Annotated in this window: 20 protein-coding genes; 9 read left to right on the top strand and 11 right to left on the bottom strand. The window is 71.1% G+C overall.

The genetic code is table 11. From position 1 onward, the window contains the following. Nucleotides 1-3 precede the first annotated feature (3 nt). Nucleotides 4-4,830, bottom strand: coding sequence for an NAD-glutamate dehydrogenase (locus ACEUEL_RS00470; protein ID WP_405701030.1), 4,827 nt, complete (start codon nt 4,828-4,830; stop codon nt 4-6). Between the two features lie 235 nt (nt 4,831-5,065). Between ACEUEL_RS00470 and ACEUEL_RS00465 the strand changes: the two genes are divergently transcribed. After that, entirely contained in the window at nt 5,066-5,764 is a 699-nt protein-coding gene (locus ACEUEL_RS00465) for an OmpW/AlkL family protein (RefSeq protein WP_405701028.1), read from the top strand. Between the two features lie 178 nt (nt 5,765-5,942). Here the strand turns inward: ACEUEL_RS00465 and purH are convergent, their stop codons facing one another. The 3 genes from purH to ACEUEL_RS00450 form a co-directional block, all read right to left on the bottom strand. Then, on the bottom strand, nt 5,943-7,532 hold the full coding sequence (gene purH, locus ACEUEL_RS00460) for a bifunctional phosphoribosylaminoimidazolecarboxamide formyltransferase/IMP cyclohydrolase (RefSeq protein ID WP_405701025.1): 1,590 nt from the start codon (nt 7,530-7,532) through the stop codon (nt 5,943-5,945). Nucleotides 7,533-7,687: 155 nt separating this feature from the next. Beyond that, nucleotides 7,688-9,436, bottom strand: a complete 1,749-nt coding sequence (locus ACEUEL_RS00455) for a heparinase II/III family protein (RefSeq protein ID WP_405701024.1) — start codon at nt 9,434-9,436, stop codon at nt 7,688-7,690. Nucleotides 9,437-9,632: 196 nt separating this feature from the next. Beyond that, nucleotides 9,633-11,027 carry an RsmB/NOP family class I SAM-dependent RNA methyltransferase gene (locus tag ACEUEL_RS00450; protein ID WP_405701022.1) on the bottom strand — a complete coding sequence of 465 codons (1,395 nt, stop codon included), beginning with the start codon at nt 11,025-11,027 and terminating at the stop codon, nt 9,633-9,635. Nucleotides 11,028-11,268: 241 nt separating this feature from the next. Here ACEUEL_RS00450 and ACEUEL_RS00445 point away from each other — a divergent pair, with 241 nt between their 5' ends. Continuing rightward, a complete protein-coding gene (locus tag ACEUEL_RS00445) occupies nt 11,269-12,210 on the top strand; it encodes a glucokinase (protein WP_405701020.1) in 942 nt (313 codons plus the stop codon). A gap of 25 nt (nt 12,211-12,235) precedes the next feature. Here the strand turns inward: ACEUEL_RS00445 and ACEUEL_RS00440 are convergent, their stop codons facing one another. Genes ACEUEL_RS00440 through ACEUEL_RS00430 form a run of 3 tightly spaced genes read right to left on the bottom strand, consistent with a single transcriptional unit; the run spans nt 12,236 to nt 15,094 of the window. Next, nucleotides 12,236-12,979, bottom strand: a complete 744-nt coding sequence (locus ACEUEL_RS00440; protein WP_405701018.1) for an RluA family pseudouridine synthase — start codon at nt 12,977-12,979, stop codon at nt 12,236-12,238. Between the two features lie 57 nt (nt 12,980-13,036). After that, nucleotides 13,037-14,287 carry a patatin-like phospholipase family protein gene (locus tag ACEUEL_RS00435; protein WP_405701017.1) on the bottom strand — a complete coding sequence of 417 codons (1,251 nt, stop codon included), beginning with the start codon at nt 14,285-14,287 and terminating at the stop codon, nt 13,037-13,039. Between the two features lie 27 nt (nt 14,288-14,314). Then, a complete protein-coding gene (locus ACEUEL_RS00430) occupies nt 14,315-15,094 on the bottom strand; it encodes a 3-hydroxybutyrate dehydrogenase (RefSeq protein ID WP_405701015.1) in 780 nt (259 codons plus the stop codon). A gap of 256 nt (nt 15,095-15,350) precedes the next feature. Here ACEUEL_RS00430 and ACEUEL_RS00425 point away from each other — a divergent pair, with 256 nt between their 5' ends. From ACEUEL_RS00425 to ACEUEL_RS00395, 7 genes are all read left to right on the top strand, one after another. Then, complete coding sequence (locus ACEUEL_RS00425; protein ID WP_405706492.1) at nt 15,351-15,782, top strand: Fur family transcriptional regulator; 432 nt, start codon at nt 15,351-15,353, stop codon at nt 15,780-15,782. Nucleotides 15,783-15,900: 118 nt separating this feature from the next. Next, on the top strand, nt 15,901-17,202 hold the full coding sequence (ispG, locus tag ACEUEL_RS00420; RefSeq protein WP_405701013.1) for a flavodoxin-dependent (E)-4-hydroxy-3-methylbut-2-enyl-diphosphate synthase: 1,302 nt from the start codon (nt 15,901-15,903) through the stop codon (nt 17,200-17,202). 23 nt (nt 17,203-17,225) lie between these two features. Further along, nucleotides 17,226-17,636, top strand: a complete 411-nt coding sequence (locus ACEUEL_RS00415; RefSeq protein WP_405701011.1) for a rhodanese-like domain-containing protein — start codon at nt 17,226-17,228, stop codon at nt 17,634-17,636. Between the two features lie 601 nt (nt 17,637-18,237). Further along, on the top strand, nt 18,238-19,272 hold the full coding sequence (locus tag ACEUEL_RS00410) for an aspartate-semialdehyde dehydrogenase (protein WP_405701010.1): 1,035 nt from the start codon (nt 18,238-18,240) through the stop codon (nt 19,270-19,272). Nucleotides 19,273-19,437: 165 nt separating this feature from the next. After that, on the top strand, nt 19,438-20,076 hold the full coding sequence (locus tag ACEUEL_RS00405; protein ID WP_405701008.1) for a DUF1007 family protein: 639 nt from the start codon (nt 19,438-19,440) through the stop codon (nt 20,074-20,076). After that, nucleotides 20,067-21,071 carry a nickel/cobalt transporter gene (locus tag ACEUEL_RS00400; protein ID WP_405701006.1) on the top strand — a complete coding sequence of 335 codons (1,005 nt, stop codon included), beginning with the start codon at nt 20,067-20,069 and terminating at the stop codon, nt 21,069-21,071. Before ACEUEL_RS00405 ends, ACEUEL_RS00400 begins: the two co-directional genes overlap by 10 nt. Nucleotides 21,072-21,368: 297 nt before the next feature. Then, a complete protein-coding gene (locus ACEUEL_RS00395) occupies nt 21,369-22,682 on the top strand; it encodes a phenylacetate--CoA ligase family protein (protein ID WP_405701004.1) in 1,314 nt (437 codons plus the stop codon). A gap of 74 nt (nt 22,683-22,756) precedes the next feature. Here the strand turns inward: ACEUEL_RS00395 and ACEUEL_RS00390 are convergent, their stop codons facing one another. The 4 genes from ACEUEL_RS00390 to ACEUEL_RS00375 form a co-directional block, all read right to left on the bottom strand. Then, a complete protein-coding gene (locus ACEUEL_RS00390) occupies nt 22,757-23,497 on the bottom strand; it encodes an acetoacetate decarboxylase (protein WP_405701002.1) in 741 nt (246 codons plus the stop codon). A gap of 110 nt (nt 23,498-23,607) precedes the next feature. After that, nucleotides 23,608-24,603, bottom strand: a complete 996-nt coding sequence (locus ACEUEL_RS00385) for a WD40 repeat domain-containing protein (RefSeq protein ID WP_405701000.1) — start codon at nt 24,601-24,603, stop codon at nt 23,608-23,610. A 126-nt stretch (nt 24,604-24,729) separates the two neighbouring features. Further along, on the bottom strand, nt 24,730-25,719 hold the full coding sequence (locus ACEUEL_RS00380; protein ID WP_405700998.1) for a CobW family GTP-binding protein: 990 nt from the start codon (nt 25,717-25,719) through the stop codon (nt 24,730-24,732). A gap of 131 nt (nt 25,720-25,850) precedes the next feature. Further along, a complete protein-coding gene (locus ACEUEL_RS00375; protein ID WP_405700996.1) occupies nt 25,851-26,792 on the bottom strand; it encodes a metal ABC transporter substrate-binding protein in 942 nt (313 codons plus the stop codon). Between the last annotated feature and the right edge of the window lie 8 nt (nt 26,793-26,800).

Below are 26,800 nucleotides of genomic sequence, written 5' to 3'. Positions count from 1 at the left end.
CGACTACCCCTTCACCAGATCGCCCAGGAGGCTCGCCGCCACCGAGAGCTTCGAGACGCTGAGCCCGGAACCGGCGATCTCGTGCACGGCGTTGCGGGCGCGCTCGACCTCGGCGCGGCGGGCCTCGACCCAGGCCTCGACCCCCGCCACCCCCGGCCCGAAGCCGGCGAGCACCTCCGCCGTGAGCCGGCGCACCGCCGTCTCGAAGCTCGCCAGCGCCCGCTCCTGCGCCAGCCGGTCGTAATAGTCGGCGACGTTGAGCGTGCGCGCCTGGTCGAGCACGCGGTTAAGCCCGAAATGCAGGGCGATGGCGAAATAGGTGGTGGCGACGTCGGCGATCGGCGCGCCGCAGCGGCTGGCGATCATCACGATGTCGGTGGAGGCGCCGAGCGCGGGCAGCGAGGCCGCCCGCCGGGCCAGCGGCTCGGGCACGCCGGCCTGCGTCCACGCCTCGATGCGCGCATCGTGCTTCGCGCGCACCTCCTCCGGCACCAGCCCGCGCACCACCTCGTGCAGCACCCGCGCCACCTCCTCGGCACCCGCGGCATAGAGCGCGACGATGTCGTCGAGGCTAGCGCGCAGGTCGACATTGCGCAGGAACCAGACCGAGCGGTCGGTCAGCAGATCCTGCACCGCCGTATAGAGGTCGAGCTGCACCGCACCCGGCACCTTCGCGTCGAGGGCGTCGATCGCGGCGTTGAGCGCGCCGAGGTCGAAGCCGTCGAAGGTCGCCGCATAGGCCTTGGCGATGGTGCCCATGTCGGCGCCGGTGCCGTCGGTGAGGCGGGCGGCGAAGGAGGGCCCGCCATGGTTGATCATGGCGTTGCAGAGCTGCGTGGCGATGATGTCGCGCCTGAGCCGGTGCTGCGCCACGCCCTCGGGAAAGCGCGCGCGCAGCTCGGGCGGGAAATAGGCGTCGAGCTCGCGCGAGAGATAGGGATCATCCGGCACGCTGGTTTCCAGCAGGTCGGCGTGCAGGGTCAGCTTGGCATATGCCAGCAGCACGGCGAGTTCGGGCCGGGTCAGCCCCTCGCCGCGCCCGCGCCGTTCGGTGATCTCGGTGTCGGAGGGCAGGAACTCCACCGCCCGGTCGAGCAGGCCGCGCCCTTCCAGCGCGTGGATGAGGCGCTGGTGGAAGCCGAGTTCGCCCGCCCCGCGCCGCTCGGCCAGCGAGAGCGCCAGCGTCTGCAGGTAGTTGTTGCGCAGCACGAGGCGCGCCACCTCGTCGGTCATGCTGGCCAGCAATTCGGCCCGCGCCGGCGCGTCGAGCAGGCCCTCGCGCACCGCCGGCCCGAGCGCGATCTTGATGTTCACCTCGACGTCGGAGGTGTTCACGCCGGCCGAATTGTCGATCGCGTCGGTGTTGAGCCTGACGCCGCGGCGCGCCGCCTCGATGCGCCCGCGCTGGGTGACGCCGAGATTGGCGCCCTCGCCGATCACCTTGGCGCGCACCTCGGCGCCGGTGATGCGGATGGCGTCGTTGGCGCGGTCGCCGACCTGCGCGTCGGTCTCGGCCGTCGCGCGGATATAGGTGCCGATGCCGCCGAACCAGAGCAGGTCGACCGGCGCGCGCAGGATCGCGCTCATCACCTCGGCCGGCGAGGCCGCCGGCTTGTCGAGCCCGATGGCGGCGCGCACGGCCGGGCTGAGCGGGATGCTCTTCAGCGAGCGCGAGAACACGCCGCCCCCATCGGAGATCAGCGCCGTGTCGTAATCCGCCCAGCTCGAACGCGGCAGGCCGAACAGGCGCTTGCGCTCGGCATGGGCGCGCACCGGATCGGGGTTCGGGTCGAGGAAGATGTCGCGGTGGTCGAAGGCGGCGACCAGCTTGATGGTGTCCTCCAGCAGCATGCCGTTGCCGAACACGTCGCCGGACATGTCGCCGACCCCGGCGACGGTGAAGGGCGTCGTGCGGATGTCGACGTCCATCTCGCGGAAATGCCGGCGCACCGCCTCCCAGGCGCCGCGCGCGGTGATGCCCATCTGCTTGTGGTCGTAGCCGACCGAGCCGCCCGAGGCGAAGGCGTCGCCCAGCCAGAAGCCGCGCGCCAGCGAGATGGCGTTGGCGGTGTCGGAGAAGGTGGCGGTGCCCTTGTCGGCGGCGACGACGAGATAGGGATCGTCGCCGTCGTGCCGCACCGTGGCGGGCGGGTGCGCCACGCCCATCCCCTCGAAATCGTCGGTAAGGTCGAGCAGCGAAGCGACGAACAGCTTGTAGGCCTCGGTGCCCTCCGCCTGGATCGCCTCGCGCGGGCCGACGGGGAGTTGCTTCGGCACGAAGCCGCCCTTCGCCCCCACCGGCACGATCACCGCGTTCTTCACCTGCTGCGCCTTGACCAGGCCGAGCACCTCGGTGCGGAAATCCTGCGGCCGGTCGGACCAGCGCAGCCCGCCGCGCGCCACCCGGCCGAAGCGCAGATGCACGCCCTCGACGCGCGGCGAATGCACGAAGATCTCGAACAACGGACGCGGCAGCGGCAGCGCCTCGACCTCGTGGCTGGCGAATTTCACCGCGATGGCCGGCTTCAGATGGCCATCGGCCCCGGTCTGGTAGAAATTGGTGCGGATCGCCGCCTCGATCAGGTTGGCGAAGCGGCGCAGGATGCGGTCCTCGTCGAGGCTCGCCACATCGGCCAGCGCCGTCTCGATCCGCTCGCGCGCATAGAACACGGTGGTTGCGCAACCGCCGTCTTCGCCCGGGTCGAAACGGGCGTGAAACATCGCGACAAGGTCTGCGGCGATCTTCGGATGCGCGTTCAGCGTCGCCCACAGATAGTCCTGGCTGAACGGGATGCCGGCCTGCCGCAGGTAGCGCGCCAGCGTGCGGATCAGCGCGATGTCGCGCCATTCGAGGCCGGCGCTCAGCACCAGCGCGTTGAAGCCGTCGCTTTCCGCCTGCCCGGTCAGCACCGCCATCAGGCAGGCATGCAGCCGGCTCTCCAGCGCATCGAGCGCGATCGGCCCGCCACCGCGGCGGCCCAGCACCATGTCGTGCAGGTAGACCGGCACGCCCGGGGCGCCGGCCGGCGTCGCCGGCGTGACGGTCACGGTGCGCTCGTCCACCACCACGAAGCCCATGGCCTCCAGCAGCGGCACGCGTTCGGACAGCGGGCGCGGGCGCGCCCGGCTCAGCACCTTGAGGCCGACCGTGGAGGCGTCCGCGCCGTCGAGCCGGTGGAAATCCACCGCCACGGGATGCGCCTCGCCCAGCTTCTCGATCAGCCGCATGTCGGCGAGCGCGGCTTCCGGCGCATAGGCCGCGCGGTAGGCCGCCGGGAAGGCACTGGCATAGCGCCGGCGCAGGGCCTCGGCCCGCTCGGGCGCGTGCACCAGGGCGAGCGCGCGGGCGAAACCGTCCTCCCAGGTGCGGATGATGCCGGCGACCACCGATTCGAGCTCCGGCCGCTCGGGATCGGGCGCATCGGGCGTGGTCCGCTCGATGATGAAATGCACGCGGGTCAGCGGCCCGTCGAGGAACAGCGGGCGGAACTGCGCCACCTCGCCGCCGAACGCGGCGGCCAGATGCGCGCCGATGCGCTCGCGCACATGGCTGCCGTAGCGGTCGCGCGGCACGAACACCAGCACCGAGACGAAGCGGTCGAAGCGCTCGCGATAGGCCAGCACCCGCACGCGGGGATGCTCGTCGAGCTGGAGGATGGCGAGCGCGAAGTGGAACAGCGTCGCGCCGGAAATCTGGAACAGGTCGTCGCGCGGAAAGCTCTCCATCACCTTGACCAGCGCGCGGCCCGAATGGCCCTCGGGCGAGAAGCCCGCCTTCTCCAGCGCCGCCGCCACCTTGCGCCGCAAGAGCGGAATGGAGCGCACCGAGCTGGTATAGGCGGTGGCGGTGAACAGGCCGGCGATGGCGAAGGCGCCGAGCGCCTGGCCGCCCGCGCCGAATTCCTTGACGATGACGACGTCCATCCACACCCGCCGGTGCACCAGCGAGACGGTCTTCGACTTGGTGACGATCAGCACCGAGGGCTCGTCGAGCAGCTGCCGCAGGTCGATGCCCTGCACCGGCTGCCCCTCCAGCCGCCGGAACAGCCGCAGCGCGGGATCGGCCAGCAATCCGGTGCCGCCCTGCTCCAGCGGCGCCAGCGTGCCGGCCCCCTCGCCCTCGACCCGGTAGTGGCGGGCGCCGAGGAAGGTGAAATTGCCGTCGAGCAGCCAGCGCAGGAAGGCGGTCGATTCGTCGATCTCCGCCGCCGCCACCGGCGCGGCAGCAAGGCGCTCGATGGTGCCCTTCACCGCCTCCGTGGTGGGCTGCCAGCCCTCCACCGCCGCCCGCACCTGGCGCAGCACCTCGGCGAGCCCCTCGCCGAGCGACGCCCGCGCCGCCTCGTCGAGCCGCGCGACATGGATGTGGATGAGGCTCTCGCGCGTGCCGCCGGCGGAGAGGCCGAGCAGCCGGCCGGCCGGATCGCGCTCGACCCGCAGGATCGGGTGCACCACGAGATCGGCGGTGAGCGAGCGCTCGGTCAGTTCCGCCATGACCGAATCGAGCAGGAACGGCATGTCGTCGTTGACGACCTCGATCACGCTGATCGCCTGCAGCCGCTCGCCCCCCGCCGCCTCCGGCGAGGTGACGGCGATGTCGGGCCGGCCCGGCGCGCGCTGCTGGAGATGGCGGAAGCTCTGCCGTGCCAGCGCGGCGAGTTCGTGCGGGCCGTAGAGCCGCACATCCTCCGCCACCGCCCCGGCGAACAGCCGCGAGGCGAAGTCGTTCGGCACGTCGTCGTCGGTGGCGGCCAGGATCAGATCGGTCTGTTCGATCAGCGCCCGTGCCGCGCGCTCATCCTCATTCGCGAGGAAGCCCTCGATACCCATGCCACACGCTCCTGCCCTGTTTCGCCCCGTGCATCGCGGGGCGCTTGTCCCGGCACCTTACACTGCACGGGCGGATGACGGCAGGGCGTCGGAAATGTTGCGGTACGGCAACAACCGGGCGTCATACAACGGGCGCCTTCGCGCCCGCAGCGTGGCGATTGACCTGGATCAAGGAGCGAACCTGCCCCGGGGTGAGCCTCTACGCATCCAACAAGAACACAACGGGGTTTGGACGATGACGAAACCGATCGAAGCGGCACTGGCATTCGCTCTCGCCGGCGCGGCGCTGGGGATGGCGCTGCCGGGGGTGGCGATGGCCGCGGACATGGGCACGCCCGCGCCGGTCTACAAGGCGCCGGCGCCGGTGGAAGACCCGCTGAGCCCGTGGCAGATCCGCCTGCGCGTGCTCGGCGTGATTCCCGATGGCGGCGGCCATGTGAACGGCGTGCCGGGCTCGGACCTCGACTATTCGAGCGCGATCGTGCCCGAACTCGACATCACCTACTACTTCACCGACAATTTCGCCGCCGAACTGATCCTCGGCGTCACCCCGCACGACATTGACGGCGCCGGCACGCTGGCCGGCCTCGGCCAGATCGGCTCGACCTGGCTGCTGCCGCCGACGCTGACCCTGCAGTACCACTTCACCGATTTCGGCGCGTTCAAGCCCTATGTCGGCGCCGGCGTGAACTACACCGTGTTCTTCAGCCAGGATGCCGACGCGGCGCAGGCGATCCATGTCAAGAACACCTTCGGCTGGGCGCTCCAGGCCGGCTTCGACTACATGATCGACCGCCACTGGGGCATCAACGTCGACGTGAAGAAGCTCTTCCTCGAGCCGGATTTCAGCGTCGTGGTCGACGACACCTACCTGACCGGCAAGGCCGACCTGAACCCGTGGATCATCGGCGCCGGCGTGACCTACCGGTTCTGAGCCGATTGCCTCGAGACGCGTTCTCGGCCCAGAGACGCTCCCTCATGCCCGGGCTTGACCCGGGCACCCAGCTTGGGAATGCACCGCCTCTGGCAAGTTGGGTCCCCGGGTCAAGCCCGGGGATGAGGGCGAACGACGTCGAGGTTTTCCACGCGGTTAGGGGGGAGGCCTCGCCCCCTCAATGCCGGAAGTGGCGCACCCCGGTGAACACCATGGCGACGCCGGCCGCATCCGCCGCGGCGATCACGTCGGCGTCGCGGATCGAGCCGCCCGGCTGGATCACCGCCGTGGCGCCCGCCTCCACCGCCGCCATCAGCCCGTCGGCGAAGGGGAAGAAGGCGTCGGAGGCGACGACGCAGCCCTTGGTCAGCGGTTCGGCCAGCCCCGCCGCGGCCGCCGCGTCCTTCGCCTTCTGCACGGCGATGCGGGCCGAATCGACCCGGCTCATCTGCCCGGCGCCGATGCCGACGGTGGCGAGGTCCTTCGCATAGACGATCGCGTTCGACTTGACGTGCTTCGCCACCCGGAAGGCGAAGGCGAGGTCGGCGAGCTCGCGCGGGGTGGGCGCGCGCTGCGTCACCACCTTCAGCTCCATGTCGTCGACCACCGCATTGTCGCGGGTCTGCACCAAGAGGCCGCCGGCGAGCGACTTGGCGGTGAGCCCGCCCGCGCGCGGATCCGGCAGGCCGCCGGTGACCAGCAGGCGCAGGTTCTTCTTCGCCGCGACGATGGCGGCGGCCTCCTCGGTGGCGCCGGGGGCCACGATCACCTCGGTGAAGATCTCGACGATCGCCTTGGCCGCTTCCTCGTCGAGCGTGCGGTTCAGCGCGACGATGCCGCCGAAGGCCGAGGTCGGGTCGCAGGCGAGCGCGCGGGTATAAGCCTCGACGAGGCTCGCCCCCTCGGCGACGCCGCAGGGATTGGCATGCTTGACGATGACCACCGCCGCCGCGCGGGCCGGATCGAACTCGGCCACCGCCTCGAAGGCGGCATCGGTGTCGTTGAGGTTGTTGTAGGAGAGCGCCTTGCCCTGCACCTGCCGCGCCGAGGCGACGCCGGGGCGCGGATCTCCGGTGAGGTAGAAGCCGGCCTCCTGGTGCGGGTTCTCGCCATAGCGCAGCTTCTCCGACAGCCGCCCGCCAAAGGCCCGGACCGGGGGAATGGTGTCGGCGCGCTCACCCGCCAGCCAGTTGGAGATCGCCGCGTCATAGGCCGCCGTGCGGGCGAAGGCGGCGTGGGCGAGCCGCAGCCGCGTCGCCCCGCGCGTGCCGCCGAACTCCGTGAGCTCGGCGAGCAGGCCCTCATAGTCGGCCGGGTCGACCACCACCGCGACGTCGTCATGGTTCTTGGCCGCGGCGCGGATCATCGCGGGACCGCCGACATCGATGTTCTCGATGCAGTCGTCGAAGGAAGCGCCCTTCGCCACCGTCGCCTCGAACGGGTAGAGGTTGATCACCACGAGGTCGATCGGCTGGATCGTATGCGCGGCGAGCGCGGCCTGGTGGGTGGGGTCCGAGCGCACCGCGAGGATGCCGCCATGCACGCGCGGGTGCAGCGTCTTCACCCGCCCGTCCATCATCTCGGGAAAGCCGGTGAGGTCGGCGACGTCGGCGACCTTCAGCCCGGCGTCGGCGAGAGCGCGGCGCGTCCCCCCGGTCGAGACCAGCTCGATCCCGCGCGCCACGAGCGCGGTGGCGAAGGGCACGAGCCCGCTCTTGTCGGAAACCGACAGAAGCGCGCGGGCGACGGGGCGGATATCGCTGGACATGATGCGGAGCCGGGCTGCGGAACGGAAAAGGGATGGCGCGACGGGATCGCCCGCCGGGCCGGAGCCGCCGCCCTATCACGTCCGCGCCGCCACGTGAACCTCGGCCGACGCATGCCCGCCGGCCCCGGCGGTCATGCCCCCCGGCGCAAACCCGTTCAGCGCCGCGGGCGCGGTTCCGCCGCCGGCGCCGGCGCCACCCGCAGGAAGGTCCACACCACGCGCGGCACCGCCCGGCCGTCGCCGGAGACGACGATCTGGTCGGTGCGGCGCGGCCCGCCGGTGGCGGCGAGGAACACGCTCTCCTCGATATCGACCTCGTGACCCGGCGCGGTGAACAGCCAGGTCTCGCCGCTCGGCAGGGTGAGCTGCACCGCCTCGGCCTCGGGCAGCAGGGTGGGCACCACGCCGGGATAGAGGTGGAAGCGCGCCACCCATTCGTCGGCCGTGTGCCGGGCCGCCTTGCGGGTGTTCGCCGCGCGCAGCACGTCCTCGCCGTCGAGCCGGTCGCCGTCCGGCGAGAGCCGCCAGGAGCGGGCGTGCAGCACGCCGAAGCGCCGGGCATAGCCGTCATGCGAGGCGCGCAGGAACTGCGCCTCCTCGCGCACCAGCCGCTCCACCGGGACCTCCGCCGGCCCTTCGAGGATGGGCGCGCCGCACAGCCGCATCAGCGTGCCCTCGGCGAGGAAGCGGCAGGAGGAGGTGTCCTCGATCACCACGGTGGAATGGGCCGCGGTCTGGCGCGCGGCGGGGCGCCACGCCTCCCGCCCGGTCGCCGGCATGCCGCAGTTCACCACGATGCGCGAGCGCCCGGAGGACAGCTCGAAGGCGAGGCAGCCGGCATGGGTCTCCCCGCTCAGCCCGAGCGGCGGGGCGGGGCCGGTATCGGCGATCACCACCGTTCCCCCGGCCTCGAGGCGCTGGTAGCCGGAATGGGGCGCGTTCGCCACCGGCGCCCCGCGCGTGTCGTCATAGGCCAGCACGGTGGCGAGCGAATCGGCCGGCGTCGGCCCCATGCCGTTGAACTGCGCGAAGGCGCCGTCGCCGTGCCGGAAGAAGCGCAGCATCGGCATGATGCGGTCGATGGCGTTCAGCAGCGCCGGCGGCGGCGGCAGGTTGCGCGCGTTGAAGGCCTGCCGCAGCGGCAGCAGATCGAGCAGCAATTCGATCAGCAGGCCCGGGTTGCGGCCGATATGGCCGCCATCGGGCAGCACCTGCCGGTCGAGTTCGTCGCACAGCCGGCGCTGGGCGGTCCGCAGCAGGCGGCCCTGCTCGGCCATGCACAGCGCGGCGAAGGCGAGCGCGATGGTGGCGACGAGGCGGGGATAACCGTCGCGCCCGATCGGCCCGGCGCGCTTCAGGTAGCGGGTCTGCACGGCGAGCGAGCGCATGAAGCGGCGGTTGAACGCCTGGTCGGCGTCCTGGAGGATCAGCGGCGACTGCGTCAGCCAGGAGATCACCCGGCGCGCCACCACCTCGATATCCCAGCCGGCGGGATCACGGCGCTGGCTGAGCGCGATCCAGTCGCTCACCAGCGCGCGCGCATTGGCCCGGGCGATGGTCGAGCCCGCCGCGCGCATGTGGCGCAGCCAGCCGAAGGAGAGCAGCGCCTCGCTCCATTCCACCGAGGGCGGCTCGATCTCGAAGGGCGAGCGCCCCTCCGCGCTCACCACCTTGCCGGCGAAGGCGAAGCGGCCGGCATAGATCTCGGTGGCGCGGGTGGCGTCCCCGGTGCGCAGGTCCTGCGGCGCGATCAGCAGGCGGGTGGAAACGGGCACCGAGCCGCTGCCGAGCGGCAGCCAGCGCTGCGCCAGCACGCGCGAGCGCAGCTTGCGCCAGCCCGCGCCGACCACGAAGACGCCCAGCCGTAACCGGTCCGCCGGATTGCCGCGGAAGTTGAACCCCACCACCCGCCACCGCTTCGCGGATGCCGCGCATCCGCCCCCAGGCCGCGAACGGCCGGCCGATTCGCCGGCCCGTCGGGCCTTCTCCCCAAAGCGCGCACGGCTTTCCGCCGCGGCGGGTGCGCCGCGCGAACCATGCTGGCGCGGAGTCTAGCCAAAGGCGCCGGGCCGGCCAACAGGGCAATGCCGTATTCCCCCCTCACAGCCGCCGCAGACGCGCCGCGAAGAAGCCGTCGAGCCCGGCGCGATGCGGGTCGGGATCGGGCAGGTGGCTCGGCAGCGTGCGCAGTTCGCCGGCCGGGGTGATCCACGCGGCCGCGATGCCCGCCTCGCCGGGATGGACCGGCTCGCGCACCAGGTCGGCCCGCGCCGCCAGCAGCCGCTCGATCTGCGCCTCGCCCTCCTCGCGCTCCAGCGAGCAGGTCGAATAGACGAGACGCCCGCCGGGGCGCAGAAGATCGGCGGCATGCGCCAGTAGGCGCGCCTGCAGCGCGGCGAGGCTCGCCACATCGGCCGGCGTCTTGGTCCAGGCGACATCGGGATGGCGGCGGATCGTGCCGGTCGCCGAGCAGGGCGCATCGAGCAGCACGGCGTCGAACGGCCGGTCATCGGGCGCGGCCGGCCGCCATTGCGTCGCGTCGGCCTCCACCACCTCCGCCGCGAGGCCCAGCCGGTCGAGATTCTGCCGCAGCCGCTTCAGCCGGCTGCCCGAGCGGTCGACCGCCGTGACCCGCGCCCCGGCGCTCGCGAGCTGCAGCGTCTTGCCGCCCGGCGCCGCGCACAGATCCGCGACGCGCGATCCGGCGATGTCGCCCAGCAGCCGCGCCGGCAGCGCCGCGGCGGCGTCCTGCACCCACCAGGCCCCCTCCGCAAAGCCCGGCAGCGCGGTGACGGCGCCCGCCTCGGCGAGCCGGACCGAGCCGGTCGGCAGCAGCCGGCCGCCGAGCCGCTCCGCCCACGGCGCCGGATCGCCGGCGGTGGTGATGTCGAGCGGCGCCTCGACCTCGAGCGCCCGGGCGATCGCTGCCACCGCCCCGGCGCCGTAGGTCTGCGTCCAGCCCGCGCGCAGCCAGTCCGGCAGGTCGGGGGCGGTGTCCCCGAGCGCGGCGAGGCGCACCGCGCCCTCGCGCGCCACCCGCCGCAGCACGGCGTTGACGAGGCCCTTGTAGCCGGCGGTCGCCGCCTCGCCCTCCGCCAGCGAGACCGAGAGGTCCACGGCGGCATGGTCGGGCACGTCCATGAACAGGATCTGCGCCACCCCCGCGAGCAGGATGATCTCCACCCGCTGCGCCTTGGCCGGCAGCGGCTTCTCCAGCATCGCCCCGACGATCGCCCGCAGCGTGCCGAGCCGGCGCAGCACGGTGGCGGCGATCATCCGGGAGAGGCCCCGGTCGCGCTCGTCGAGATCGCGCACCAGCCGGTCGAGGGTTTCCTCGAGCGGGCGCTGGCTGGTCAGCACCGCGGCCACCGCATCCACGGCGGCGCGCCGCGCCGGCAGTCCCGGCGGGCGCGGCGCGGCGGGAGCGGAGGCGGCAGGGCGGCCGGAAGCACCGGGACGGCGGGCGCGGGGAGAAGAGGTCGTCGATTTGGCCATGGGATCGGGAACACGCTGCGGGGTTTGCGCCTTCCTTATCACGACCGGGCGGAAGGGGAGGACCGCCGGCAGGCCTCATGCGCCAGATGTTCCGATCGGTCGCCTCATCGCGATCGGTCACCCCCACCGCACCGACCGGCCTCCCGCGCCGCACCCATCAGGGCTTGCCGAACGCGCCGAGACCGGTTCCTATCCACCCGCGCCGGTCCCCATTCCCCCCGCCCCCTCACACAGCAGGCCCATGTCGCATCCCGTCCTCATCGCCGATGTCGGCGGCACCTCCTCCCGCCTCGCTTTGGTCGGCACCGACCCCGCCCCGGTCGATATCCGCATCTACCGCAACGAGAATTTCGCCGGGTTCGAGGCGCTGATCGCCCACGACGTCGCCGCGCGCAACGCCGAGGTCAAGGCGGCGGTGCTGGCCATCGCCGGGCCGGCGGACGGCGAGCGGGTGAAGCTCACCAACCGCGACTGGGGCTTCGCCCGCAGCGAGCTGCGCGCCGCCTTCGGCTGGCAGGAACTGGTGGTGCAGAACGATTTCGAGGCGCTGGCGCGCGGGGTGCCGGCGCTCACCGGCGCCGACCTCATCGCGGTGGGCGGCGGCGCGCCGGTGCCGGAGGCGCCGGTCCTCGTGTGCGGGCCGGGCACCGGCTTCGGCGTGGCCGGGCTGATCCGCGAGGGCGGCCGGCTCACCGTCGTCACCGGCGAGGGCGGCCTGTGCCGGCTCGGCGCCACCAATGCCGAGGAAGCGCGCCTGCTGGCCCATCTGGTGCGCGCGCTCGGGCCGGTGGCTGTGGAGCACGCGCTGTCGGGCGCCGGGCTCGCCCGCATGCACGCCATCTTCAGCGGCGACCGGCTGACCTCCGAACAGGTCATCGCCGCGGCGCTGGCCGGGCGCGAGGATGCGCTCGAGACCTGCCGCTGCTTCCTGCGCATCTTCGGCCGCATCGCCGGCGATCTCGCCTTGCTCTTCGGCGCGCGCGGCGGCGTCTACCTCGCCGGCGGCGTCTCCGCCGGCCTCGCCCCGCTGATCCATGACTCGCCGTTCCGCGAGGCGTTCGAGGAGCATCCCCCGCACGAAGCGCGCCTTGCCGCGACGCCGGTGAGCATCATCACCCACCCAACCCCGGGCCTGTTCGGCGCCGGCCAGATCGGCGCCGAGGTCGCCCGCCGCCTCGGCTAGCGGCCCACCCGGCCCGGGGGCGGGATCAGCCCCCGGAGCCCGCCTTCTTGTCGGCGAAGTCGACCGCATCCGCCATCGCCTCGATGGCGGCCGGCTCCAACCGCATCGCCGCGATCGTCGCGCGCATGTGGAACGGCAGCGGCGCGCGCACGTCGAGCGGCGGCTTGCTGCGCCCGCGCGGCAGCACCACCCGGCGCGAATGCAGGTGCAGCACCGGCCCGCCGGGCAGGCGCGAGGCGCCGCCATAGATGCTGTCGCCGAGGATCGGGTGGCCGATGGCGTCGAGATGGACCCTGAGCTGGTGGGTCCGCCCGGTCACCGGGCAGAGCGCCAGCGCCGCCAGCCCCTCCCCCTCTGCCAGCAGCCGCCAGTCGGTGATCGCCTCCTGCCCCGCCGGATCGACCGCCATCCACCAGCCCCGCGTCGGCGAGCGCTTGGCGAGCTTCAATTCGATCCGCCCGCCCGTCTGCTCCGGCACGCCGCGCACCACCGCGACATAGGTCTTGCCGACCGTGCCGCCGGCGAACGCCTTGCCGAGATCGGCCAGCGCCTTGCGGTGCCGGCCCAGCACCAGGCAGCCGGAGGTGTCCTTGTCGAGCCGGTGCGCCAGCTCCGGCGGGTTCGGCAGGCCGAAGCGCAGCGCGTCGAGATGGTCGGCGAGCGTCTCGCCGCCCTTCGGCCCCTTGTGGACGGGCAGGCCGGCCGGCTTGTCGATCACCAGCACCAGGCCGTCGCGGTGCAGGACGCGGGAGGGGATGTCGTCGGGCATAGGCAGGAGATGGCCCGGAAGCCGGCGCGGGGCAAGCACCCCGCGCGCACGATTGCCCTACTTCTTCGCGAGTTCCTCGCGCACGTCGAGGGTCGAGCGTTCGCCGATATCGTCGAAATGCCGCTCGAGGAAGAAATCCGCCGATTCCCGCCCGATATCGCGCAGGAACTGGAGGAACTCCCATTCCGCGTTCATCTTGGTCGAGGCGTCGAGCGCCACCAGCTTCTCGGCACCGTCAATGCGGTGGATGCGCAGGTCGCGATAGCCCTCGATCCCCTCGCCCTTCTCCGCCAGCTTGCCCTGGTTGAGCAGGCGCGAGACGAATTCGGCGGCGCGCAGCTGGGCAAGCAGCGAGGCGTTGAAGGTGATCTCGTTCATCCGGTTCTGGATGTCGCGGGCGGTCTTGGGCGTCTCGCGGCGGATGATCGGGTTGATCTGGACCAGCACGATGTCGTCGGTCTTCACCGCGTTGTAGAACGGGAACATGGCCGGGTTGCCCATGTAGCCGCCGTCCCAGTAGGGCACGCCGTCGATCTCCACCGCCTGGAACAGGAAAGGCAGGCAGGCCGAGGCCATGACCGCCTGCGCGGTGAGCTCGCGCTTCGAGAACACCTTCACCTTGCCGGTGTGGACATTGGTCGCGCTGACGAAGACGTGCACATGGCCGCAGGACTGCACCTCGCGGAAGTTCACGTGCTTCTCGATCAGCTCCATCAGCGGATTGATGTTGAGCGGGTTGAAGTCGTAGGGCGAGAGGAACCGGCTCATCACGTCGAAGCCGATATAGGCCGGGTTCATGTTGAGCGACCAGTTGCCCATCAGCCGGTCGATCAGCGTGCGCTGCAGCGGGCTGGTCCGCCCGTCCTTGGAGACGTCGCGCCAGTAATTGGTGAGCGCCTCGCGCGCACCGTCATTGCCGCCGCAGGCGAGGCCCGAGGCCAGCACGGCGGCGTTCATCGCCCCCGCGCTGGTGCCGGAAATGCCCTCGATGGCGATGCGGCCATCCTCCAGCAGACGGTCCAGCACGCCCCAGGTGAAGGCGCCATGCGCGCCCCCGCCCTGCAGCGCGAGGTTGATCGGCTTGAGGGTCGCCGACGTGCGGGCGGACGGGCCGACGCGCTTCACCGCCTCCGGCCCGGCCGGGCCGTTGACCGCCATCGCGCTCGCCGCCGTCTCGGTGGTGGCGGCCGCAGCGGCGGGCGTCCCGGTGGCGGGCGTGTCCGTGGCCTCGGCCACCGGCGCCTGCTTCTTCGCGGCGGAGGCCGCCTTCTTCGCCGCCGCGCCGGCGCCCTTCGTCCTCTCAGCCATCAGCCCGCATCCCGTCCGTCGCCCCGCTCATTCGGCCACCCAGCCGCCGTCGATCTGCTGCAGCGAGCCGGTGATCGACTTCGCCGCGTCGCCGGCGAGGAACACGGCGAGCGCCGCCACCTGCTCGACGGTGACGAATTCCTTGGTCGGCTGCTCGGCGAGCAGGAAGTCCTTCACCTGCGCCTCGGTGATGCCGCGGGCCTTGGCGGTGTCGGGGATCTGCTTCTCGACCAGGGGCGTCCACACATAGCCGGGGCAGATGGCGTTGCAGGTGATGCCGAAGGTGGCGGTCTCCAGCGCCACGGTCTTGGTCAGGCCGGCGATGCCGTGCTTGGCCGAGACATAGGCCGACTTGAACGGCGAGGCGACCAGCGCATGGGCCGAGGCGGTGTTGATGATGCGGCCCCATTTGCGCGCCTTCATCCCCGGCACCGCGGCCTTGATGGCGTGGAAGGCGGCCGACAGGTTCAGCGCAATGATCAGGTCCCACTTGTCATCAGGGAATTCCTCGATCGGGGCGACATGCTGCACGCCGGCATTGTTGATGAGGATGTCGACCGAGCCGAGCGTGTCCTCGCCGAACTTGACGAGGGCGGCGCATTCCGACGCCTTGGTCAGGTCGGCGGCCGAATAGATCGCCTTCACCCCGAACTCGCTCTCGATGCCCGAGCGCTCCTTCTCGATCGCGGCGGCATCGCCGAAGCCGTTGAGCGTGACGTTCACGCCCTCGGCGGCCAGCGCGCGGGCATAGGCGAGACCGATGCCGCTGGTCGACCCGGTGATGACGGCGTTCTTTCCCTTGAGCATGCGATAGTCTCCTCGACCGTTCAGAACCCACGCGCCCGGCGTGCGGCGTCGCGGCAGGCTACCATGCTGTTGCGCAACATGCATGACCGTGCGGACGCGCCGCCGTGCCGGCGCGCAACATGGTTTCGCGTTTGTGATCGCCGGGCTACCCTTCGTAAGTCTCAGGCGCGGCCCCATATCGGGGGTGCGAAGGATCATCGTCTTGGCCGACACGCTCTCACCCGACCACGACCACGCCGCCTGCGTCGCGCAGGTGATGGCGCGCGCAGAGGCCTGCTGCGGCTTCAGCGGCGGACGCCTCACGCCGCTGCGCCGGCGGGTGCTGCAGGCGCTGGCCGACAGCCACGTGCCGCTCGGCGCCTATGAGCTGGTCGAGCGGCTGGGCAGCGCCGGCGATCGCCCCCCGCCCATGTCGGTCTACCGCGCGCTCGACTTCCTCGCCGCCGAACGCCTCGTCCACCGCATCGAGAGCCGCAACGCCTATGTGGCGTGCGGCCACGAGCACGGCCCCGATGCCGTGCTGGTGTTCCTGATCTGCGAGCGGTGCGGCGCCACCGCCGAGCTCGCCTCGCATGCGGTCGAGCGCGACCTCGCCTGGGCGACGCGCTCGGCCGGCTTCACGCCGAAGAACCCGGTGATCGAGATCGCCGGCACCTGCGCGGCCTGCCGCGAACGCGACGCGGCGTAGCCCCGCGGCAGGAGCGCCGCGATTGACGCGCCGCCCGCGTGCGTCTACCTCGCGCCGGTCGGTTCTGTCGGGCGATATCCGTTGCCACGTCACAATCGGCCGACACAATGGGCGCCCCATGAGCCACGCCGCATCCCCCTCCCCGATCGTCGCCCCCGAACTCGAAGCCGCCGGCCCCGCCCCGCGCCGGCTCACCGTCGGCGTGCGCGTCGGCTCCGTGATGGTCGGCGGCGGCGCGCCGGTCGTCGTGCAGTCGATGACCAACACCGACACGGCGGATGCCGAGGCCACCGCCCGCCAGGTGGCCGCGCTCGCCCGCGCCGGCTCGGAGATCGTGCGCATCACGGTGGACCGCGAGGAATCCGCCGCCGCGGTGCCCGAAATCCGCGAGAAGCTCGCGAAGATGGGGCTCGACACCCCCCTCGTCGGCGACTTCCACTATAACGGCCACATCCTGCTCGCGAATTACCCGGACTGCGCCGCCGCGCTGGCCAAATACCGCATCAATCCCGGCAATGTCGGCTTCGGCGAGAAGCGCGACCGCCACTTCACCACCATCGTCGAGGCCGCCATCCGCCACGACAAGCCGGTGCGCATCGGCGCCAACTGGGGCTCGCTCGACGGCGACCTGCTCACCGCGCTGATGGACGCCAACGCCAAGCTGCCCCGCCCGGCCGATGCCCGCGCCGTGACCCGCGAGGCGCTGGTGCGCTCGGCGCTGCTCTCGGCCGCGCTGGCCGAGGAGATCGGCCTGCCGCGCGAGAAGATCATCCTCTCCGCCAAGGTCTCGGCGGTGCAGGACCTCATCACCGTCTATGCCGAACTCGCGCGACGCGCCGACTACGCGCTGCATCTCGGCCTCACCGAGGCGGGCATGGGCTCCAAGGGGATCGTCGCCTCGTCCACCGCCATGGGCGTGCTGCTGCAGCAGGGCATCGGCGACACCATCCGCGTCTCGCTCACCCCCGAGCCGAACGGCGACCGCACCCGCGAGGTCACCGTGGCGCAGGAGATGCTGCAGACCATGGGCCTGCGCACCTTCGTGCCCCTGGTCGCCGCCTGCCCCGGCTGCGGGCGCACCACCTCCACCACCTTCCAGGAACTCGCCTTCGAGGTGCAGGACTTCATCCGCACCTCCATGCCCGAGTGGAAGAAGCACTATCCCGGCGTCGAGACGCTGAACGTCGCGGTGATGGGCTGCATCGTCAACGGTCCGGGCGAATCCAAGCACGCCGATATCGGCATCTCCCTGCCCGGCACCGGCGAGTTCCCCACCGCCCCGGTCTATATCGACGGCCGGAAGGCGATGACCCTGCGCGGCCCCTCGCTGCGCGAGGATTTCAAGAAGATCGTCGAGGATTACGTCGCCAGGCGCTTCGGCGTGGCCCGCCAGCCGGGCGGCGCCGACGCGGCAGAGTGAGCGCGCAGCCACGGGAGGCCAGGATGAAGAAGGGCTACCAGCAGCTTCTCGACGAGGCCAATGCCGCCGTCGCGGCCATCGCGCCGGCCGACGCGCTGGCGCTGCCCGGCCGCGACGACGTGGTTTTCGTCGACCTGCGCGAGCCGGCCGAGCGCGAGCGCGACGGCACCATTCCCGGCGCCTTTTCCTGCCCGCGCGGCATGCTCGAATTCTGGCTCGACCCGGACAGCCCCTACGCCAAGCCCGTCTTCGCGCAGGACAAGCGCTTCGTCTTCTTCTGTTCGCTCGGCTGGCGCTCGGCGCTCGCCACCCGCACCGCGCAGGAAATGGGCCTCGAAAAGCTCTGCCACCTCAAGGGCGGCTTCACGGCGTGGAAGCAGGCCGGCGGCGCCATCGAAATCGTCCCCGCGCGGACCGGCCGGCCGGCGGGCTGACACCGCAGCACTAATTTTATCCGCAGCCCCTCGGACCGCGCGATAATGGCGGCGCACCTCCCCGCGAAAGGGCGTGACCGGAGCGACCGGCGCGGGGGAGGAGTGCGGTGGCCGCGGGCGGGGCAGTAACGCATCCCCGTGCGCGGCGGCCCAAGTCGGGCGCTCCCGGACGGTGCTGGCACCGTTCACCGGGAAGAAGGCCCGGGCCCCGCAAGGGATCCGGGCGCAAGGATCCCAGAGTGGAGGATAACAAGATCGCTCCTCCAGGGGTCGCCCGAAGCAAGCCCCAAAACACCGCGTGCGGGGCGCCGGGAACGGCGCATCGGTTGGCTGAGTGAAGGCTTGCACCACCTTCTAAAACAACGGTGCAGGCGGCCGCCGCTGCGGTCCGCCCCGGTGCCCCGCGCGCCCTTCGTCGGGCGATGGGACGACCGCCCACCCCCGGCCGGAAACGGCGCGGGGCCGTTTGCGCGCGCCCCGTCCGGAACGCACGGCGCCCACCCCCCGCGACACCGCGCGCGCGTTGCATCCGCGCACCTTATCGCGTAAAAGCCCGCGCTCGCCCCAGCTTGTGAATGGCGGGGCCTCGGGAGATCAGACAATGGGCTACAAGGTCGCCGTCGCGGGTGCCACAGGCAATGTGGGCCGCGAAATGCTCGACATCCTCGCCGAACGCGGCTTTCCCGCCGACGAGGTGATCGCGCTTGCTTCCCGCCGGTCGGTGGGCACGGAGGTTTCCTTCGGCGACAAGACGCTCAAGGTCAAAGCGCTCGAGAACTACGATTTCTCCGACACCGACATCTGCCTGATGTCGGCCGGCGGCGAGGTGTCCAAGGAATGGTCGCCGCGCATCGGCGCGCAGGGCTGCGTGGTGATCGATAACTCCTCGGCCTTCCGCTACGACAACGACGTGCCGCTGGTGGTGCCGGAAGTGAACGCCGACGCGGTGAAGGGCTTCACCAAGAAGAACATCATCGCCAACCCGAACTGCTCCACCGCCCAGCTCGTCGTGGCGCTGAAGCCGCTGCACGACCTGGCGACGATCAAGCGCGTCGTGGTGGCGACCTACCAGTCGGTGTCGGGCGCCGGCAAGGATGCGATGGACGAGCTGTTCACGCAGACCCGCGCCGTCTTCGTATCCGATCCGGTCGAGACCAAGAAGTTCCCCAAGCGCATCGCCTTCAACGTCATTCCTCACATCGACGTCTTCATGGAGGACGGCTACACGAAGGAGGAATGGAAGATGATGGCGGAAACCAAGAAGATCCTCGATCCGAAGATCAAGCTCACCGCCACCGCGGTGCGCGTGCCGGTCTTCATCGCCCATTCCGAAGCCGTGAACGTCGAGTTCGAGAAGCCGATCACGGTGGAGGAGGCGACCGAGGCGCTGCGCAACGCGCCGGGGATCCTCGTCGTCGACAAGCGCGAGCCGGGCGGCTACGTCACCCCCTACGAGGCGGCGGGCGAGGACGCGACCTACATCTCGCGCATCCGCGAGGACGCCACCGTCGAGAACGGCCTCGCCTTCTGGTGCGTGTCGGACAACCTGCGCAAGGGCGCAGCGCTGAACGCGGTGCAGATCGCCGAAGTGCTGGTCAACCGCAAGCTGCTGGCGCCCAAGCGCAAGGCCGCCTGAGGACCTGCCGCACCGGCATCCGGACCCTGCGACGGCCGCCCTCGGGCGGCCGTCGTCATTTCGGCGTGACGTCGGCGCCGAATGCGCCGTCGCGCGGTTCGCGGCCACCTTTCCGCCGAACTCCGCCAGCAACACTCACCTATCCGACAATGGGAGACGAAGCCTTTGATCAGACGCGCCCTGCTCGCCGTGCTGGCGCTCATCGGCTTCACCGGCGTCGCGCTCGCCCATCCCCATGTGTGGGTGACCATCCGTTCCGAAATGCTCTACGCCCCCGACGGCACGCTGACCGGCGTGCGCCACCACTGGACCTTCGACGAGGCCTTCTCCGCCTTTGCGCTGCAGGGCCTCGACGCCGACAAGGATGGCAAGCCCACCGAGGCGACGCTGAAGTCGCTCGCCCAGGTCAACGTCGATTCGCTGAAGGAATTCGACTATTTCACCATCGCCGAGCGGGGGAAGGAGAAATTCGCCTTCAAGCCGCCGGTCGACTACCAGCTGACCTATGACGGCACCGAGCTGACGCTGCACTTCACCCTGCCGCTCGACAAGCCGCTGCCGGCCAAGGGCAATGCGCTGGCGCTCGACGTCTATGACCCCACCTATTTCGTCGCCTTCACGCTGGCCGACGACAACCCGGTGAAGCTCGCCGGCGCCCCGGCCGGCTGCGCGCTCGACCTGCACCGCCCGGACCCGGCCGCCAGCGCCTCGACCAGCCTGTCGGAATCCTTCTTCAACGCGCTCACCTCCTCCAGCCAGTTCGGCTCGCAATTCGCCAACCGCGTCACGGTGAAATGCCCGTGAGCCGGTTCGCCGCGCCTCGGTTCGCCGCGCGGCTGGCGGGTCCGCTGGTCCTTGCCCTCCTCGCCCTCGTCCTCGTCGATGTCGCCGCCGCCCTCGCCCAGGCGAACCCCTTCGGCGCCGGCGCGCCGGCCGGAGGAGCGCCGGCCCCGATCGGCGGCCCGGTGGGCTTCATCCTCGCCAAGCAGGCCGAGTTCTACCGGATGCTGACCGCCGCGGTGCGCGCCGCCAAGGCGGACGGCCACGCCTTCGGCCTGCTCGCCTCGATCTCCTTCGCCTATGGCGTGTTCCACGCGGCGGGGCCCGGGCACGGCAAGGCGGTGATCTCCTCCTATCTCCTCGCCAACGAGGCGACGCTGAAGCGCGGCGCCGGCCTCGCCTTCGCCAGCGCGCTGCTGCAATCGGCCACCGCCATCCTCATCGCCGGCATCTTCGCCGTGATCCTCGGCGCCACCGCGACGACGACCGAGCGCGCCGTCTCGATCGTCGAGACCCTCGCCTATCTGATGATCGTGCTGATCGGCCTGCGGCTCGCGCTGATCAAGGGGCGGGCGCTCATTGCCGCCTGGCGCGGGGTCCCCGCCCATGTCCACGGCCCCGAGTGCGGCTGCGCCGACGGCCATGCCCATATGCCGACCCCCGAGGACCTGCCGAAGGGCAGCGACTGGCGCAGCTGGTGGGCGGCGGTGGTCTCGGTGGGATTGCGCCCCTGCTCGGGGGCGATCCTGGTGCTGGCCTTCGCACTGGCGCAGGGCATTTTCTGGGTGGGCGCCGCCTCCACCCTGCTGATGGGCCTCGGCACCGCGCTGACCGTCACCGCCATCGCCGCGGTCGCCGTCTTCGCCAAGCGCCTCGCCGTGCGCCTCGCCGCGCGGGGCAGCGGCGGGGGCGCCGTGATGCTGCGCGGGCTGGAGTTCGGCGCCGCCGTCCTGCTCACCGCCTTCGGTCTCGCCCTGCTCGCCGGCTACATGGCCAGCGAAAGGCTGATGCTCGGCTGACTTGACGTCCGTCACGCAGCGTTCACAATCTTAACCACGAAGCGCCGGGAACAGGCGCTCGTGTTGGAAACGCCGCCGACCACGACCGGGATCGCCGATCCCAGTGCCGAAAAGGAGGAAGAGGCAGGGCCGGACGCAGTTCGGAAGCCCGTCGCGGCGAGACGCCCACCTCGCCGCCACCGCGGGCGCCACCGCCGAATCGGGCGCGAACGCCACCCGCGCCCCTGCGAGGATCGCCCCGCATCCCGCCGTCCTTTGCGGTCAGGCCGTGTGCCGGCACATCGAAAGGTGGCTCGCATGATCTCCTACGCCGCATCGCTGGCGAACATCGCCGCCGCCGGGCTCGAATTCGCGCCCGACGCGCCCGGCACCTCCTCCCTCGAGCAACGTCATTTCGACGGGCTGGAAACCCAGGCGCCCGAGCAGCGCGAGGAATTGCTGCTGGCCCGCCTGCCGCTTCTGGTCCGCAGCGCCAAGGTCGCCAAGGGCTGGGCCTGGCTTCTGAGCGGCATCGATGCGCGCTCGGTGACGACGCGGCAGGCGCTGGCGAAGCTGCCCGTGCTGCGCCGGCACGACATCGCCGGCATGCAGGCCGGCGCCCCGCCCTTCGGCGGGCTGGTGGCCGAGCGCCCGGCCGCGTTCAAGCGGCTGTTCCCCTCGGCGGGCGGGGTCTACCAGGCGGAGGCCGCGGCGACCGACGCCTGGCGCGCCGCCCGCGCCCTCTTCGCCGCCGGCATCCGCAGCGAGAACGTGGTGCTGAACTGCCTGCCCTATCACCTCGCCACCAGCGGCTTCATCGTCGATTCCGGCTGCCGCGCGCTGGGCTGCCCGGTCATCCCGGCCGGCCCCGGCGACCTCGACGAGCGGCTCGACGTGATCGAGCATCTCGCCCCCCTCGCCTATGCCGGGACGGCCGATTTCCTGCTGCAGCTGGCCGACCGGGCGCGCGAGACCGGGCGGGACATCGCCTCGCTCCGCCTCGCCTTCATCCCCGAGGGCGGCCTCGACGACGCCACCCGCGCGCGGCTCGCCGAACGCGGCATCGCCGCCAGCGCGGCGCTGACCTCGCCGGAACTCGGCGTCCTCGCCTTCGAGACGGGCGGGCATGACGGCTTCGTGGTGAACGAGGACCTGCTGGTCGAGATCGTCCATCCCGGCACCGGCGAGCCGGTGGCCGAGGGCGAAGTCGGCGAGGTGGTGGTGACCGCGTTCGACCCGCACCGCCCGCTCATCCGCCTCGCCACGGGTCAGTTGTCGGCCGTGCGGCCCGGTGCCTCGTCGGAAGGGCATACCAATACCCGCCTCGCCGGCTGGCTGGGAACCGCCCGCCAGTCGAGCCGCATCGGCGATGTCGAGGTCACGGCCGCCCAGATGGCGGAACTGCGCCGGCGCCATCCCGGGCTCGGGCGGGTGCGCCTCACGCTGAGCCGCGAGGGCGACCGCGACGAGGCGCACCTCGCCGCCGAGGTCGAGCGCCTGGACGCGGATTTCGCCGCGGCGCTGGCGCAGACGCTGCGCGCCGTGGCGCGGGTCGAAGGTCGCGTCGAACTGGTCAGCGGACGCCGCCTGCCCAATGACGGCCGGGTGATCGTCGACACCCGCGCCGGCTGACGCGATCGGTGGGGCCGGCGGCCCGGCCCCTCGCCGCTCGGGACTAATGGGAGCCGGCCGCCGCCGGCTCCGCCTCAGTCCTTGAGGTAGTCGTACACGACCTTGCCGAGGCCGAGGGTGAGGTTGGTGCGGAAATGCGCGGCCGAGAGCACCTCGAGCACGGGGAGCTTGGCGACATCGGCCAGCGCATGCGGGAACAGGCCGAGCGCGGCCGGGCCGGTCCAGGCCTCCTCGACCACGAGGTCCTCGAGGTAGTACTCGACGAGTTCGAGGATCCGCGGCGAGCCGTCGACGTGCGGGATGATCTTGAGCATCCAGTTCGGCGCCAGCAGCGACTTGTGCAGCGCCTCCTTGTCGAGCGCCTCGTATTTGTAGCCCATGGTGGCGCTCACGCAGAGCACGCTGCCATAGTGGAGGGTGCCCACCAGCGTGTCGCTCTCCACCCGGAAGCTCGGCTTGGCGAACTTCTTGGGGAAGCCCCACAATTCGCGCCCGCCGGCGATCGGCGCCTCGTCGTCGAGATACATGGAGTGGACGTAGCCGCCCTTGACCCCGTCGAGCTCCACCGGGATCACCTGCCCGGTCTCGGTGTAGTCGCCGAAGCCGGTCGAATCCGGCATGCGGATGAACTCGTACTTCACGATCGGGTCGACCACCTTCAGCGGCTCCGGCACCACCTTGGCGAGGATTTCGGGGTCGGTGCGATAGGTGACGACGAAGAATTCGCGGTTGAAGAACCGATAGGGACCCTTGGGATAGGAGGGGTTGTTCAGCGGCATGGAATAGGCGTTGCGGCGAACGTCGGCGATCTTCATGGGCACGGACCTTTGCGCTGTGGAGGGGCGGGATGACCGCAGGATCGCCCGACCCTAACGCAGCTTCGCTCACGCCACCACGACACCGGTCAAACGAGGCTAACGCCCGGTCAAAGCGCGAGCAGGCCCGCCTTGCCATCCTCGGTGCCGATGGCGAGGGCCGTGCCGTCCGGCCGCCAGGCGAGCGCGGAAACCGGGCTGCCCTGCGGGGCGCGCAGCAGGATTTCGGCGGCGTCGCTGATGCGGCAGAGCAGCACGAGGCCGTCCTCATAGCCGCACGCGACCACCTCGTCCTTGGGATGGGCGGCCACCGCGGTGACCCGCACATCGCGTGGGGCGAGCATGGTCGGCTGCTTGCCCATCGGGCCGTCCTTCGAGGCGAACGGCCAGAGAATCACCTCGTTCGACCCGGAGGTGGCGAGGAAGCGCCCGCCGGCGGTGAACGACATCGAGCGCACCCGCGTCGGGTAGCCGCTCATGCGCATATGCGCCGCGTCCGGAAGCCGCCAGCCGTGCAGCGCCGGCTCCTGCATGGCGGTGACGAGGAAGCGTCCCTCCGGGTGCCAGGCGACGCCGCGATGCGAGCCCTTCCACTCCAGCTCCTCGGGCTTGGCCACCGCGTTGGGGAACCACAGCCGTGCCCCGCCATAATGCGCGATGGCGAGCCGCGTGCCCTTCGGCGCGAAGGCGAGGCCGCCGACGGTGGAGGGCACGTCGAGGCGCTTCGCCTCGCCCTTGGCGGGGTGGAAATGCGCCGTCTTGCCGGCGGAATAGGCGAAGGCGCCGTCCGGCCCCACCGCCACGGCATCGATCCAGCGGCCCTTCTGCTCGACCAGCGTGCGATGCGCGCCATCGCCGGTGGTGGCGATGACGCGGCCGTCGTCGCCTCCGGTCAGCAGACGGCGCGCGTCGCCCGCCACCGACAGGATCGTCCCCGTATGCGCCGGGATGCGCTGCTCGCCCGCCCCGTCCCACAGCGCGATCGAGCCGTCGCCCAGCGCGAAGGCCGCCGGCTGTCCGAGGAAATGCACGCCGACGACTTCGCCGCCGAGATCGAGGGTCAGCAGCTTGGAGGTGAGCGACGAGGGAGCGGAGGAAACAGCCATGGGCCCATCGGCAATCGGGAAGGTCGCTGTCGGGTTAGCCGAATTCGCGCCCGGCGTCACGACCTCCGTGTCCGCCGCCCGGCCCGGCCCCGCGACGTTCGTCGTGGGCGTTCCCGCCGGCCGCGCTCACGCCACGCAGGAGAGGAAGCCCTGCTCCAGCCGGTCGCGGTTCAATTTGCGGCCGATGAAGACGATGCGGCTCAGGCGTTCCTCGTCGTCCCGCCACGGACGCTGGTGGTCGCCGTCGAGGATCATGTGCACGCCCTGGAAGACGAAGCGGTCCGGATCGTCCTTGAAGGCGAGGATGCCCTTGCAGCGCAGGATGTTCGGCCCCTCGTTCTGCGTCAGCGCCTGGATCCACGGAAAGAACCGGTCGGCATCGAGCGGCTTCTCGGAGGAGAAGGAGAAGGACTGCATCTCCTCGTCGTGGAAATGGCGGTGGCCGCCCTCGAGGAAATCCGGGTCGATCGCGGTGATGCGGTCGAGGTCGAACGCGCCCTGCCCCAGCACCTTGTCGACCGCGATGTCCGAGCGCTGGGTGCGGTGGATGCGGGCGAAGGGGTTGATCGCGCGGATGCGCAGCTCGACATCCTTGAGCTCGGCCTCGGTGACGAGGTCGGTCTTGTTGAGCAGGATCACATCGGCGAAGGCGATCTGGTTCTTGGCCTCGGGCGCGTCCTTCAGCCGGTCCTTCAGCCACTTGGCGTCGGCGACCGTCACCACCGCGTCGAGCGCGGTGCGCGCGCCCACGGTCTCGTCGACGAAGAATGTCTGCGCCACCGGCGCGGGATCGGCGAGGCCGGTGGTCTCGACGATGATGCCGTCGAAGTCGCCCTTGCGCCGCAGCAGCCCGTCGATGATGCGGATGAGGTCGCCGCGCACGGTGCAGCAGATGCAGCCGTTGTTCATCTCGAACACTTCCTCGTCGGCGCCGACCACGAGGTCGTTGTCGATGCCGATCTCGCCGAACTCGTTGACGACGACGGCGTACTTCTTGCCGTGCGGCTCCGAGAGGATGCGGTTGAGCAGCGTCGTCTTGCCGGCACCGAGATAGCCGGTGAGCACGGTCACGGGAATCTTGCTGGCGGCACCGTCGTTGGGCTTGGTCTCGGGCATCATCGTCTCCTTGGCTTCCGCCAATCCATCAAAAGCATCATGGCCGGGCGATCCCGGCCATCCGCGGCGTTCGCCGCCGGAACGTCGATGCCCGGCATGGCCGCCGGGCATCCCGTCACTCCAGGTGCCGCTCAGCTCGAGAGGGCGGCGGAGAACTCGCGGATGTTGTTCTGCATCATGTCGATGTAGGTGCTCGCCGGCCCCTTGTCATCGGACAGCGCGTCCGAATAGACGGTGCCGCCGATTTTGGCCCCGGTCTCGTCGGCGATGCGCTTGACGAGGCGGGGATCGGAGATGTTCTCCATGAACACCGCCGGGATCTTCTCCGCCTTGATCTGCCGGACGATGCGGGCGACATCCTTCGCCGAGGCCTCGGCTTCGGTCGAGACGCCCTGCGGCGCGATGAACTCGATGCCATAGGCTCCGCTGAAATAGCCGAACGCATCATGCGAGGTGATGACGCGGCGGCGCGCCTCGGGAATGCGGGCGATGGCCGCCTTCACCTCGGCCTCGAGTGCATCGAGCTTGGCGAGATAGGCGCTGGCGTTGGCTTCGTAAGCGGCCTTGCCCTCCGGGTCGGCGGCGATCAGCCCGTCGCGGATATTGGCGACATAGACCTTGGCATTGGCGACCGACTGCCAGGCATGCGGATCGGTCTCCTCATGCGCGTGGCCCTTGTGGGCGTCGTGGCCGCCCTCCTCCTCCATGTGCCGGGGCTCGATCCCCTTGGTGGCGACGACGGTGGTGGCCTTGGTGCCCGACGACTTCACCAGCCGCCCGAGCCAGCCCTCGAAGCCGAGACCATTGACGAAGACGACACGCGCCGCCGCGACCTTCTTGGCATCGGCCGGCGAGGGCTGGAACACATGGGCGTCGCCATCCGGACCGACCAGCGTGGTCAGGGCGATGCGGTCGCCGCCGACATTGCGGACGAAATCGCCGAGGATGGAGAAGGAGGCGACCACCGGCATCGGCGCGGTGGCCCCGCTGGTCTGGGCCGCCGCCGGTGCGGCGCCGAGCATGGCGAGGCCGAGCGCGAACGGGATGGCGAGGCAGGTCCTGCGATCAAGCATGGAGAACT

Origin of the sequence: Ancylobacter terrae (assembly GCF_045108345.1) — a bacterium.
In the GTDB taxonomy this organism is placed as follows: Bacteria; Pseudomonadota; Alphaproteobacteria; order Rhizobiales; family Xanthobacteraceae; genus Ancylobacter.
Note: the sequence above shows the minus strand (reverse complement) of the source record. Positions and strands in the feature narration are given on the sequence as shown.